The sequence below is a fragment of the Bdellovibrio sp. HCB-110 genome (assembly GCF_047323225.1).
Lineage (GTDB): Bacteria > Bdellovibrionota > Bdellovibrionia > Bdellovibrionales > Bdellovibrionaceae > Bdellovibrio.
In genome coordinates this window covers 4,116,542-4,130,399 of record NZ_CP178750.1, presented here as the reverse complement: position 1 = coordinate 4,130,399, position 13,858 = coordinate 4,116,542, and the positions used below count along the sequence as shown (strand labels likewise).

11 protein-coding genes are annotated in these 13,858 nt (G+C 44.6%); 2 read left to right on the top strand and 9 right to left on the bottom strand.

Features of this window, described 5'->3' with window-relative positions:
• Positions 1 to 73: 73 nt before the first annotated feature.
• A complete protein-coding gene (locus tag ACL934_RS19720) occupies positions 74 to 697 on the top strand; it encodes a L,D-transpeptidase (protein ID WP_374076466.1) in 624 nt (207 codons plus the stop codon).
• Positions 698 to 735: 38 nt separating this feature from the next.
• On the opposite strand, the gene ACL934_RS19715 is transcribed toward ACL934_RS19720, so the two are convergent.
• From ACL934_RS19715 to hemW, 8 genes are all read right to left on the bottom strand, one after another.
• Positions 736 to 1,992, bottom strand: a complete 1,257-nt coding sequence (locus tag ACL934_RS19715) for an HD domain-containing phosphohydrolase (RefSeq protein ID WP_374076464.1) — start codon at positions 1,990 to 1,992, stop codon at positions 736 to 738.
• Between the two features lie 340 nt (positions 1,993 to 2,332).
• Positions 2,333 to 4,738: an endopeptidase La gene (gene lon, locus ACL934_RS19710; RefSeq protein ID WP_413612869.1), complete on the bottom strand. Its 2,406-nt coding sequence runs from the start codon at positions 4,736 to 4,738 to the stop codon at positions 2,333 to 2,335.
• A 141-nt stretch (positions 4,739 to 4,879) separates the two neighbouring features.
• Positions 4,880 to 5,251, bottom strand: coding sequence for a TraR/DksA family transcriptional regulator (locus ACL934_RS19705; RefSeq protein WP_374076463.1), 372 nt, complete (start codon positions 5,249 to 5,251; stop codon positions 4,880 to 4,882).
• A 91-nt stretch (positions 5,252 to 5,342) separates the two neighbouring features.
• Entirely contained in the window at positions 5,343 to 5,714 is a 372-nt protein-coding gene (locus ACL934_RS19700; protein WP_295901818.1) for a TraR/DksA family transcriptional regulator, read from the bottom strand.
• A 107-nt stretch (positions 5,715 to 5,821) separates the two neighbouring features.
• A complete protein-coding gene (locus tag ACL934_RS19695) occupies positions 5,822 to 7,492 on the bottom strand; it encodes an ABC transporter substrate-binding protein (RefSeq protein ID WP_374076461.1) in 1,671 nt (556 codons plus the stop codon).
• The gene (locus ACL934_RS19690; protein WP_374076459.1) at positions 7,489 to 8,505 is read right to left on the bottom strand and encodes a DnaJ C-terminal domain-containing protein; all 1,017 of its coding nucleotides are present in this window, start codon (positions 8,503 to 8,505) and stop codon (positions 7,489 to 7,491) included. Before ACL934_RS19690 ends, ACL934_RS19695 begins: the two co-directional genes overlap by 4 nt.
• A gap of 11 nt (positions 8,506 to 8,516) precedes the next feature.
• On the bottom strand, positions 8,517 to 9,035 hold the full coding sequence (grpE, locus tag ACL934_RS19685; protein ID WP_374076457.1) for a nucleotide exchange factor GrpE: 519 nt from the start codon (positions 9,033 to 9,035) through the stop codon (positions 8,517 to 8,519).
• Between the two features lie 75 nt (positions 9,036 to 9,110).
• Positions 9,111 to 10,283: a radical SAM family heme chaperone HemW gene (hemW, locus tag ACL934_RS19680; RefSeq protein WP_374076455.1), complete on the bottom strand. Its 1,173-nt coding sequence runs from the start codon at positions 10,281 to 10,283 to the stop codon at positions 9,111 to 9,113.
• Between the two features lie 16 nt (positions 10,284 to 10,299).
• Here hemW and ACL934_RS19675 point away from each other — a divergent pair, with 16 nt between their 5' ends.
• Positions 10,300 to 12,900 (top strand): M16 family metallopeptidase, encoded by a 2,601-nt coding sequence (locus ACL934_RS19675; protein WP_413612868.1) that lies wholly within the window; start codon positions 10,300 to 10,302, stop codon positions 12,898 to 12,900.
• Here the strand turns inward: ACL934_RS19675 and ACL934_RS19670 are convergent, their stop codons facing one another.
• Entirely contained in the window at positions 12,901 to 13,479 is a 579-nt protein-coding gene (locus ACL934_RS19670; protein WP_374076452.1) for an HD domain-containing protein, read from the bottom strand. It abuts the gene before it with no gap.
• Positions 13,480 to 13,858: the final 379 nt, after the last annotated feature.

Here is a 13,858-nt window from a genome sequence, read left to right as displayed (position 1 = left end):
TTCCTTACAATATCTTCATTGCCAAAAGTTAATGCGCTCGATATTTGACCCCTGACATGAAGGGGGTTCAGTCATGACGAAGTCTTTTGTAGCGGCACTTCTCTTAGTTTCTGCCGTAGCATTTTCTGCTCAAGCACAATCTCAACAGGTAGAGACATCCACAAACACAATGGATGAACTCAATCCATTTGATCCAAACATCGAACACACGCTTGAACAGTTGGATCAGGCTTATCAAGAGGAAACAGGGGTTTCTCCTTTTATTGAAAACCTCCTACAACCTTTTGGAAAAGGTTGTTTCCGTGCGGAGTGCCCAGTGTGGGTGCAGGTTTCTAGATCAAGACAAGAGCTTTATCTGCACTTGAACGGTGTTCACTCTGCAACGTGGTCCGTATCGACGGGTGCTCCGGGATATGGAACTCCGAACTTTGATACAAATCCAAACGGCCGTATTTACGACAAATACACTTCGACGAAATATCCAGGCGGAGACTATAAAGGTCTTGGAAACATGCCCTACGCGGTTTTCATCAGCGGAGGTTTTGCAATTCATGGAACGGCAGAGGGCAATTGGAAAAAATTGGGAACTCGCGCTTCTCACGGTTGCATTCGCACCCATCCCGACAATGCTTATTACTTTAATCGTCTTGTAAGGCAACATGGGATCTACAACGTGTGGATCACAGTTCACGAGTAACTCGGGGGACTCAAAAAAGGGGAGCGAGGCTCCCTTTTTTATGCCAAAATCACTTCGCCGTTATTATTTGGCGCTAAAAACTTCGCCATCTTCATTAGAAAACCTATCGAGTAGTTACCACTTTCATTCATAATACTCTGGCCCATTTGTGATCTGATCGTATTGATATCAGGACGAGCTTCACCCATACGAACTTGAGCACGCGTATCTAAATCCCAACAAAGGCGCACTAGCATCGCGGCTTCATTGAGTTTGTCACCACGAGGTCTGTTGGGAAATCCCTTTTGATCCATGCGCTCATGACTTTGCAGAATAATATCTTTGATGTTATCGGTGAGAGGAAGCTTGCGCGAAAGACACTGATTCAAACTAAAAATAGGGTGCTTATGGTATTCCATCAGCTCCTCCGCATTCATGTCGTCATAACGATTGTTGCGAATCTTTTGTGTGGTAGAGGGGCTTAAATCCAAATATCCAATATCCGATAATAAAGCTCCGATCATGATTTCCTTGGCATCGCCAGTTTTAGAAACAGAACTCAATAAACCTGCATAGGCTGCGATCGCAGGAGCCCTTTCCACAGAACCAAAATCTCCAATCGCAGAATTGCTGATGACCACCCAAGGATCTCCGATGTGTGTGAGTGAATCCAATAAATTTGCAGCGAAACTTAGGCAGACATCGTAGAGCTCTCTGCCTTGGGCAAAAGAGGCTCCTGAGCTTTGATCTGTGACTAACAACGCAAGATCCAAGAACGATTGGTTGAGTTGCAGAAATTTCAAACGGCATTTGCGTAGGAGGCTTTCGTTATCATCGGCACTAAAACTATTTGTGTACTCCACCCAGGCACCGAGATCCGTCCTTTGCAAATAAAGTTCGCCGACCTCTTTGTACTTGTCTAAGAAATCTCGACGGATCTTGCAACTCGGCTTTCCCACCCTCAGAAATTTTTTATTCATCGGCATCAAATAAAAAAGAGGAAAAGTAGGTTCGGTACCTTCGATTAAATCTAGCGTCTTAATAGGAATATAAGCGGAGCGAATGACTTGTGTTAGAATGAACTCCAGCTTGCTAGACGAAAAATACTCATTCTCCATGATGACCAAAGACGCGCCCGAAGTTTTTACGATGCGAGCGTCTTCGGGGGAAAGCTTCGAACTAGCCACTGCCAAAATATAACTGTCAGGTGCGCCCTGGCGTGCAACTTGAACAAGACCGGCAATTTCATTTGGTTTTGTGAAGTGACTGCAATCCAAGAGAACGCAAGAGACATGTTTGTAGTTTTCTGCCTGCACAAAAAAGTCTTCATCGCTTTTAAAGGAATGAAACTCGAAACTAAAAAAGCGCGCAGTGTTCTCAGCTCGCTGCCGGAATTTTTCCTGGAAAGAGACAATGGCTAAATCTAGAATTCGCATGGATTGATACCTCAAGATCCATCGTACTCTTCAAGATTTGGTCAAAGTAAGGCCAGCTAACCATGCTATCAGACAATTAATTTTTCTAAATAAACGACAATGTGATGTTTGCTGCAAAAATTTATAATGAATTCATGTTCGATAAATAAAAAAGGACCGGATTTCTCCAGTCCTTCTTCATTCATCGTTTTGGGAGGGGCGATGGGCTTAGCGACCTAAATTAGGCAGCCAAGCTCTTTGATTTTTTTGGATCTTTTTTCACAGCAGGCTTTTTGTCCTGGCCTTTTGCATTCTTGTCGAATGCCACCGCGAAGACTTCATCGAGGTTTTCAGCCAAGATGAAGTTGATTTTGTCTTTGAAGATCTTAGGGATGTCAGCAAGATCCTTTTGGCAAGCCAATGGGATAATGATGTTTGTAATTCCTAAGTTCAAAGCCGCTAAACATTTCTCACGGATACCACCGACAGGAAGCACGCGACCTTGGAGAGTCACTTCGCCTGTCATCGCGATATCGTGACGAACAGGAGTTCCAGTCATCAAACTTACAAGAGCGGTCGTAAGTGTGATACCAGCAGAAGGACCATCCTTAGGGATTGCACCCGCAGGCAAGTGAACGTGAACATCATACTTTTCAAAGAAGTCCTCAGGGATGCCGAGTTCTTCCTGGTGCGCACGAGCGTAAGACATTGCCGCGTGAGCAGACTCTTTCATCACATCGCCAAGTTGACCTGTGAGTGCAAGATGTCCTTTACCTTTCATTTTCAAAGCTTCGATAGTGAGAACTTCACCACCAGCTTGTGTCCACGCAAGACCTTGAACAACACCAACTTGAGAGTCAGCGATCTTGTCATCGCGCTGGAATCTTGGAGGACCGAGCAATTCAGGAACTGTTGTTGGAGTTACTTCAACAAAGTTTGCTTCGCCCATCACAACCATTTTAGCCACTTTACGGCAAACAGAACCTACTTCGCGCTCAAGGTTACGAAGACCTGCTTCACGAGTGTAGCCTGCGATCAAGTACTTGATACCTTCATCAGTAAACTTGATGTTTTCTTCAGTGATACCGTTGGCTTCAATTTGTCTTCTGATCAAATGTTTTTTCGTGATCAAAAGTTTATCGTTTTCTGTGTAACCAGGAATGTTCAAGATTTCCATACGGTCACGCAATGCTGGTGGGATATTTTCCAACACGTTGGCAGTTGCGATGAACAACACATTTGAAAGGTCGAAGTCGACGTTCAAGTAGTTGTCACGGAAAGTTGAATTTTGTTCTGGATCCAAAACCTCAAGCATTGCTGCTGAAGGATCGCCGCGGAAATCAGAGCCCAACTTATCAACCTCATCGAGAACGATAACTGGATTGTTTGTTTTCGCCTGGCGAAGAGCTTGGATAATTTTACCTGGCATCGCACCTACGTATGTACGGCGGTGACCACGGATTTCCGCTTCATCCTTCACGCCGCCCAAAGCGATACGGAAGTATTCACGACCCATCGCGCGAGCGATAGATTTACCCAAAGAAGTTTTACCTACTCCTGGAGGACCACCAAAGCAAAGGATTGGACCTTTAAGATTTGGCTTAAGTTTACGTACAGCCAAGAACTCCATGATACGGTCTTTTGCTTTTTCAAGTTCGTAGTGATCTTCGTCCAAAATTTCTTTAGAGCGCTTAAGATCAATATGATCTTCAGATTTTTTGCTCCAAGGAAGATCCGCCATCCAGTCAAGGTATGTGCGAACCATTGTTGCTTCAGAAGCATCTGGATGCATACGCTCCAAACGTCCAAGCTGTTTCAACGCTTCGGCTTCAACATTTGCTGGCATGCCGGCGTTTACTAGTTTCTCGCGAAGTTCGTCCATCTCTTCAGATTTAGAGTCACCTTCACCGAGTTCATTTTTTATAGCTTTCATTTGCTCGCGCAAGAAGTATTCGCGTTGTGACTTAGACATATCTTCTTTGCCACCTGCGCGAGTCTTTTGCTGAGTTTGCATAACTTCAAGTTCCGCCGCCAAGATTTCGTTAACAAGACGAAGTCTTTCTGTCGCGTCTGAAGTCTCAAGAACTTTTTGAGCGTCTTGAACTTTGATACCCAAGTTAGAAGCGATAAGATCAGCGATACGGCCTGGGTCAGAAACATCGTCTAAAACCAACAAGATGTCTGGAGAAAGAGGGCGACCTAGAGCGATGATGCGCTCGATGTGCTCCTTTGCTGTTCTGATCAAAGCTTCATTTTCAACAACAGTTTTTTGTGTTGGAGTGTCTTCGATTTTTTCTACAGCCACTTCGAAAGATGGAGCTGTCTTCGTGAAGTTTTTCACGCGACCTTTTGCAACACCTTGAATAAGGATTTTTACGCGACCATCAGAAAGTTTTCTCATTCTCATGATCATCGCCACAGTACCTACTGTGTAGATGTTGTCAGGAGATGGATTTTCTTCAGTGATATCTTTTTGGGAAGCCAAGAAGATCAAGCGATTTTTTGCTAGTGCTTCTTCTACTGAGCGGATCGAAGCATCGCGACCTACGAACAATGGAATAATCATGTAGGGAAATACTACGATGTCTCTCACAGGTAACATTGGCAGGGTCTGTGGGATTTCTAGAACTTTATCGTCAAAACTCATACCGCTCCTCCGCGTAATGCGGGAATATTTGTTTTCTCGTATGAGTCTTCTCGGCGTGAGACAGAGGGAGCTTGAATCAAATTTAAAAAATTGGACTGACATCCATGTCAGTGGACCTCATCCAATGAGATAAACTAGACATTATTGGAATAGATTAGAATGGCTCTCTTGTTCTTCCATACATTCAATACAAAGGGCTGTGAATGGACGCGCTTGAAGTCGGCGAGCACCAATGATTTCACTGCAAGATTCGCACTGGCCATAGGTCCCGTCCGCAATCTTACTAAGAGCTTTTTCGATCGCGTATAAAGCTGTGCGATCTCTCTCATGCAAATGAATGGAAATATTGTTGGAGATATCTAGAGAGGCAACTTCGGCTTCATCTGCGACAGATGAAATGCTCGATTGCTCTGCTTTGAATTCATGTGTCTTGTTCAGAATCGAACTCTTTTGGAAGAGCAAAGATTCTTTCAAGTTATTTAGTTCTGTTTCGCTCAGTTCGGTTACGTTCATCTCACCCCCCGATATGATGATCCTGGCCGAAATTGGATCTCTTATTACGGGGGATTGAATGACTGTCACTAAAAAAGCGCTGCGTGATTATTTAGCGTGCAAACTTACGACCGACCGCTTCTCGAAGTTCAGCGCCTTCGATACTGAGGCGTGTCCAAGGAATTGCAAGAAGTCTATCTGCTTCGATCATCTCTTCAGTCTCTTCGCAGATACCGAATGTTCCTTGCTCAATGCGTGCCAAAGCCATTTCAATTTCTACTAACTGATTTCTCATGCGTTCTTGGGAAACCAAGAATGAGTGTTCTGCAATATGCGCGACGGATTGATCCGCTTCGTCGCCACCTTTTTCGACGTGGACGAGTTCGCGTTGGGCTGTTCTGAATCGATTCAAAACATCCTGTTTTGCAATGAGCAATTTTTTTCTACACTCCATCACTAAGTTTTCAGAGATACGACTTGTCATAACAACCCCCTTCTTTAGATTCGCGACTCTCATCGTCGCTGGTGTTCCTTAGACAGGACACCCAAGGTCGGGGGTTAAAAAATCGTCATTAAAAAAACTTATAGGAGCTATTTATGGAGCTTAAGGGGAATAACCTCGCCTTTTTCCACAGTTAGCGGTGCGACAGGACGCTCGATCTCACGCTCTGCATTCATGCTGACAGCTCCTAATGAGCCCGGGAAGCGTTTTAACTCTGTAAGACGCTGAGTGAGCTCTTCACGAGAACTTGCGCCGGAGGCGATCAACTGACGCAGAATAAGACCGGCATCGTAAGCCTGGATTTCGATCAATGAAGGTTCTTCATTATACAAAGATTTGTATTCATTCACGAAGCGAGACTTGCCGTGAGTTGTCGGTGAAATGCTGTCCACAAACAAAAGACTGTTGGCGAAGTTTCCAGCGCGACGAGCAACGTCTTTTGTATTCCACAAATTTGTTCCCAAAAGTTTTACGTTGCGAACGTCATTGTAAGAGAGCATCGCAGAAATCTGTCCCATGGCTTTTACGCTGTCGGGGATAAAGATCGCATCAAAATCTGTGATCGGAGGAAGAACGTTTTCAAGATTAGATTGGCGCACAGATCGCTTCTTGTCGGCATGTTGCAACTCTTTAAGACGGATAGCGAACTCATCTTGGCGAGCTTCACCGAAGTAAGTTCCCACAAGTCTTTGCACGACAAGACGGAAATCCGTCTCTTTCGTCGAATATGTCTGCACGGCAGTAATTTGTCCGCCCCGGGCAAGAACCTCATCCCAGAAGATATTTGTGAACTCAACGCCGTAAGGATCATTAGGATAAAGAACTGCAAACTTCTTCATGCCCAGATCTTCCATCGCCGTGCGAACCAAGGCGCGCACTTGCATACCGCTTGTCAGAGAATTTCTAAAAACTGTAGGACCAATCTCAGTAAGACCAGATCTTTGTGAAAGAGCGACAGTCGGCACACCAAGCTCATCAGACTTCGCCGCGACCGCAGGAGCTGTTTTACTTAAAAGACTTCCGACGATGGCAATGACGTTGTCTTCTTTCACGAGGCGCTCAACACCACGGCGAGCAGAGTCCGGGTTTCCTTCACTGTCCATAACGGCCAATTTAAAGCCAGAACCCGGAATATGAAGACCCAAGCCCATTTCAAGGCCGCGCAAAGCACGTTGACCTACTTGTGCGTTTTTACCGCTTAAAGGTAAAACCACGCCGACAGTTTGTGCTTGTACGTTTCTTGATGCTTCCAATTGTTGAAGAATATCTTGAGAGCGCACCGCAAGATCACTGCCAGGCATGTAATCCACAACGCCAGAGAAATATTTTTTCGCCGTCGAAGTGTCTTTGTGATCTAAAGCCATTTCACCCAAGCGATACATGGCGTGCGCGCGCAAATATCCAAAGTCAGAACTGCTTGCAACATCATCCAGCTGATCTTCGTTTAACTTATTTTCAACGATATCAATGGCGTGAAGACGATAAGTTTCTTGATCTTGTTTGCTCGGCGCTTGGACGGATTGTGTAACTAGACCCTTCAGGTATTCCAACGCATCTTCCGTTTTAGGTGCTTCAGGAAGTGTGAGTGTTTCGCTTTGAATTTGCTCCGGTGGCTTTCCTGCTGTCATACCACCAATAGCTTTTGGTTTTTTTGTCGCCGCAGCCGTCGGTGGTTTGTACGGAGGACGCTTTTTAGTCGCAACAGTTGTACAAGAAACTAAAAGGCAGGCTCCAAGCAGGAGAGCGCATCGAGATGTCATTTTCTATTCCTCATGAGATGAGAGACTTTTTCATGGAAAGCTTTTACAAGGGGAGTGGTCTCAGTTGATTTTGCCAACTCTTCCACCAGTTCTTTTTGTCGAGACGAAAGAGTGTGTGGCGTATCGACAAGAACACGCACGAGCATATCGCCAGAGCCAAACCCGCCCAGTTTCGGAAAACCTTTTCCTTTAAGTCGGAAAGTTTGTCCTGAGTGAGTTCCTGGTGGAATGCGAATCATCGCTTTTCCTGTGAGGGTCGGCACTTCAATATTTGTTCCCAGGATGGCATCTGTATAGGTGATCGGAAGATCTAAAGTGACGTCATTCTCGCTTCGCTTAAAGAGAGGATGTTCTTGAATATTGATGATCACATAAAGATCACCGGCCGCGCCACCGCCAGCAGGGGAATCGCCTTCGCCAGCCAGTTTTAAACGTTGGCCTTCTTTGACTCCAGCAGGAACATTCACCGAAAGTTTTGCAGATTCTTCTTTGCCGCTTTTTTGACGAACAAAGCTGATAATTTTCTCTGTTCCTAGAGCAGATTCTTCAAATGAAATATTTAAAGTGTAGCGAAGGTCTGTGCCCTTCGCTTGTTGACGACGAGTTCGAGCGCCACCAGGACCAGCACCTGGTCCACGAGCATTTCCGAAAATTTCACCAAAGACATCGCCAAAGATATCTTGAAACGGATCGCCGCCAGCTTGAGATCGTCCGCCCCCGGGGCCTGCGCCACCGAAACCGCCAAATCCACCAGCGCCACCAAACGGACCGCCCGCACCGAAACCTTGTTGTGCGCCGGCATGACCGAACTGATCATACATCTCACGCTTTTTGGTATCGCTTAAGACATCATAGGCTTCGCTGATCTCTTTGAATTTTTCTTCTGCTTTTTTGTCGCCAGGATTTTTATCAGGATGAAACTGCATCGCAAGCTTGCGATAAGCTTTTTTAATCTCGTCTGCCGTTGCCGAGCGAGAAACACCCAAAATGGAGTAGAAGTCTTTTTTAGACAATCAACACCCTCTTACTCTGGTTTTTTTGCGACAACCACTTGTCCAGGACGAATGACTTTGTCGTGCAGTTTATATGGTTTCTTGAAAACACGAGCAATGTGCCCTGGAGCCACTTGCTCTGTCGGTTCACTTCCCAAAGCTTCATGGATCATGGGATCAAACGGAGCGCCTTGAGATGGAATTTCAGTGACAGCATGACGTTGCAAAAGAGATTTCAACTCTTGGGCGGTCATTTCCACACCTTGTTTGAAAGTAGAGAAGTTCTCAGGACCCACGTTTGTGGAAAGAGCACGTTCAAAGTTATCAACAACCTCCAAAAGCTCGCGGATAAAACGTTCTCCTCCGTATTTAACTAATTCGGAACGCTCTTTAATGGCGTTACGTTTGTAGTTTTCAAACTCAGCACGAAGATAAAGAAAATCGTTTTTGAACTTCTCAGCTTGTTCTTGAAGCTTTTGAATTTCAGAAGAGCCTTCCCCGTTTTCATTCTTAGGAGGATTTGAGTTTTGAGAGTTGTTTTCTTCTGACATGACACTTCCTTTCGCAATACTTAAGATTGTGTATTGATTCAGGAATGTCAATGCGAGCTAGGCCATAAAAACTGTTTAGATATCGTCTGCAAGAAAGGTGAGTTCTTGGAAAACTTTATTACTCAGAACCAGGCCGTCGCGAGTCAAAAACCAATGCCCATTGTCATATTGAACCCACGATTTTTGCTCAAGGCCTTTGAGGAGACCTTGAACTTTTTCTGAAATCGTCGCGGGGAACTTTTTGTTGAGCTGTTCAACATTGAGTCCGCGCATTAAACGCATTGAAGTATGACAAAAGTCCGTAAGGGCTTGATGCATTTCAAGAGCTTCAAATTGGGCTTCAGGCAAATGCACCGCTGGCGAAGAAAATTCTTGGCCATCGAAAGCCAGGATCTGTTTTTGATATTCGCCGATGGAGTTGATGTTCCAATAACGTGTGCCCCATGGGGACTCTTTTGAATAAGAATGTGCACTAAGCCCTAAACCCCAGTAAGGTTCGTCGACCCAGTACAACAAATTATGTCGAGATTCATAACCCGGCAGCGCAAAGTTGGAAATTTCGTATTGCTTAAAACCCTTCGCAGTGAGTTCATCCGCAATAATGTCAAACATCTCCACTTGTTCGTCATCAATAGGGCGCCCTTTGGAAAGAGGATGTCCATCAGGTACAGTGAGGCAATACGGACTGATATGTTTTGCGCCTTGTTCAATTGCAATTTTGACGTCGTTTTTTAAACCCGCGACAGTTTGTGAAGGCAGCGCGAAGAGAATATCGAAGCTAAAATTGAGATTGTGAGCCCGCAAAAGGTCCAGGGTTTCTAGTGTCTGCTTTGCGTTGTGCTCTCTGTTGACCATTTTCAACAAACGATCATCGAAAGTTTGAGCACCTACAGAAAAACGGTTTACTCCGTGATCCAAATAAATCTTCAACTTGTCTTCGTTGATCGTCGCCGGATTGATTTCGATGGTGATTTCAGTATCGGGTCTAGTTGTGTACCCATAGCTACCCAGCTCTTTGATAATCGCTACAATGAGAGGAGCGGGGATCAGGCTCGGTGTTCCTCCTCCAAAATAGATCGTGTCGAGACTTTGGGGTGTGTAATACCGATGCTTTTGACGAATTTCTTTAAATAGCAATTCGACGTACTGATCCGGCGGCAAAATTTTACTTTGCTCGTAAGTGGCGAAGTCACAATAAGTGCATCGCTGAATACAGTAAGGAATATGAACGTAGACGCCAAATGCCATGGGAGTTATCTAGAGTATGTCTAAAAAATTTCAACTAAAAAACGGTATGAAAGTCCTTTTCTTAGAAAGCCACAAGTCTCCGGTGGTCTCAGTTCAAATGTGGGTGAAAACAGGCTCCGCAGACGAAAAAAGGAATGAAGAGGGGATCTCTCACTTTATCGAGCATCTGGTTTTTAAAGGCACGCGCAAATACGGCGTGGGCGAGATTGCAGCCACCGTTGAGGGGTCTGGCGGGGAGTTAAACGCCTATACTTCTTTTGACCAAACAGTTTTCTACGTTACTATTTCAAAACAGTTTTCAGATGTGGCTTTGGATGTGATCAGCGAGATGATGGGTTTCCCGACATTTGATCCAAAAGAGATCGACAATGAGCGCGAAGTCGTTATCGAAGAGATCAAGCGCGGCCAGGACAGTCCAGGTCGTCACGCCAGCCAACTTCTTTTTACAAACGTCTTTAAGAAAAGTCCTTACGGCATTCCCGTTATTGGTTACGACAAAGTAGTGCGTAAGGTTTCTGCAAAAAAAATCCGCGAATTCTATCAATGTCGTTACGTGCCTTCGAATATGTTCCTGGTTGTGGCCGGCGATTTTGAATCCAAAGAGATGACGAAAAAAGTGGAGGAGATGTTTGGCTCCTTTGCTCCATTTAAACTGAAGAAAGTTGCAAGAACCAAAGAGCCCGCACAAAAAAGTATTCGCATTAAAGTGGAGCAGGCGAAGTTTGAGCAAACTACAGGTTATCTGACGTGGAGAATTCCCAACGTAAAAAACAAAGACATCGCGGCGTTGGAAGTGCTGTCTGCTATCTTGGGCCAGGGTGATTCATCACGCCTGATGCAAAGTTTGCGCATCAGAGAGCCTCTTACAAATTCAGTGGGCTCTTTCAGCTATTCGATGCAAGAAGACGGTCTTTTTGCTGTTTCCTTTAATCTCGAAAAAGAAAATCTGGCTAAGGCTCTGACAAAAATTACTCCTGAGCTTATCAGACTTATCGAAGAGCCGCCCACGGCAGCCGAAATGCAAAAGGCGATCACGAATTTCGCCAGCCACGAAGTTTATTCCATGGAGACTGTGGATAACATTGCGAGAAAAGCCGGAAGCAATGAGTTCTACTATGGCGATCATGACTACTACAAAAAGTACATGAAGCAGATCTATGCTTTAAAGCCGGAAGACATCCAAAAAGTCGCAAAGAAATATTTTAAACCAGATACGTTTGGTCTTTCTTTGATGACGAATATGGAAAAAAAAGAAGCGGAAGGGATTTTAAAATCTTTTGCGAAGGATCTGAAAAAAGCTTTAAGCACCGTCAAGGTGTCGAGAGAAAAACAAAAGTTTTCTGCGAAGAAATTCAATATTAATACAGGCGCAATTAAACATTCTCCGGAAACTCAAAAGATTGTTCTTTCCTCTGGGGCAACGTTGTTGATTCGCGAGCAAAAAGACACTCCTTATGTGGCAATGAAGGCTGCATTTATGGGGGGAGTTCGTGTTGAAAAAGAAAATCAGAATGGTCTCACAGAGCTGTTCTCGCGCAACTGGCTTTCAGGATCACAAAACTTTAGTGAAGACGACATCAATCTTAAAGTTGATGAAATGGCCGCAGGCCTGGGAGCCTTTGGTGGAAGAAATTCCGTCGGCCTCTCCATGGATTACTTGTCGCCATTTGAAGATCGCATGTTGGAAATCTATGCGGATTCCCTTTTAGCGCCACAATTTCCAGATAGCATTCTAGAACGTGAAAAAGTGGTTATCAAAAACCAAATCAAGTCTCGCAATGACAATCCAGCACAAATCTGTGTTCTGAATTTCATGAAGGAGATCTTTAAAGGACATCCATACTCAAGAGATCTTGTCGGAAGTGAAGAATCTATCGCGGCCATCTCATCCAAGGAACTTAAGGATTACTATAAAAAAGTTGTTCATGCGAAAAACCTTACTTTCTGTGTTGTCGGTGACGTGCATACGGATAAATGGGTGAAGTCTTTGGAAGAAATCACGAAGGAACTTCCTCGGGGAGAGAAAATTTCAAACAACTTCCCGGTCGGCCCTTTGACGGAAAGTAAAAAACTTTTCCACGAGCTTAAGAAAGAACAGAGCCATATCATTGTTGGCTATCGTGGTTTGACGTTGAAAGATTCGGATCGTTTTACTTTGGAGATCATCCAGTCTGTGCTAAGTGGCCAAGGTGGACGTTTATTTCTAGAGCTGCGTGATAAAAATTCTTTGGCTTATTCTGTTTCTCCTATGCATATGGAAGGAATCGAGGGTGGATATTTCGGTGGATATATCGGTTGCTCACCTGAAAAAGCCGAAAAAGCCATCTCCATGCTGAAAGCAGAATTCCAGAAGCTCGCTGACACGAAGCTGGGCGAAGAAGAATTGACCCGCGCACAGAGATATTTAATCGGTCGTCATGATATTGAATTGCAAAGAAAGAGCACGGTTTGTAATGCGATTATTTTTGATGACATCTACGGCTTGGATTATCGCGACAGTTTGGAAGTAGCAGAGAAATATTTTGCGGTAACGCCAGAAGATATTCAAAAGCTTGCGCAGAAGATCTTCTCTCAGCCCACAATCATCAGTCTTGTGGGCCCGACCGACGTGAAATAACTATCGAACTAAGTGGCCGGCCTTGATGGATTCCTCCAACATGCGTTCGGTCACATTCCAAAGGTCGGGAAGGCCTTCAGTGATCGGAGGCTGACATTTTGCCACGATCTTATCTGAAGACACCTTGTGATTTTTCCAAGAGTAACCTTGGTTTAAATAGTTTGAAAAAATCGGCAAGAAACGATCAATGGCTGCGACAAACTTCGCTTCCGGAGAAGCTCCTTCTTCAAAGTCATTCCACAAAGATTTAAATTCAGCAGAAACTTCGTCCGGCAAAAGGCCCATCAGTCTTTCAAGGGCGGCGGCTTCGCTATTCTTTTTATTTGAAAGATCTCCGTAAACAATGGTGTCGCCAGCATCAATCTCCACGATGTCGTGCAGAAGCGCCATCTTCACGGCTTTACTGATATCAATTTTTTCTGGAGATGTTTTTTCTAGAACCAAAACGGCCATGGCCAAGTGCCAAGAGTGCTCGGCAGAATTTTCACGACGCCCGCCATTGTGAATCAGCGCTTGTCGCTCAATAGTCTTAAGGCGGTCAATTTCTTTGATAAAAGGAAGCAATGTTTCGATAGTCATGAGGGGGATACTATGCCCACAGGGAAGAACTGTCCAGGTGCGTGGAGATTTTTCATTGGTGGCCTCAAAGCCGCTTCGCTCGGCTCGCCCACGAACCGGAGCTTATCGAATTACGGTGCCTTAAGCCTATGAAGTTAAGGTTGTTCCTAACTACATGAACTGACTAATAAAAATATAATCAGAATAAGCAGCTTTAGGAAATTCCAAAAACTGACGAAAAGAACACTAGTTGGGTGTCTTTTCATAAGAATCCTCCTTGGCTAAGGGGAATTCTAGTCCATAAGAAAGCGGTCTTTGAGGCCGCTTTTTTATTTGTGCAAACTGCGTGTCGTTCTTCGAATTGATTTAAGTTCTTTGGATCTGTTCACGAATCTGAAAT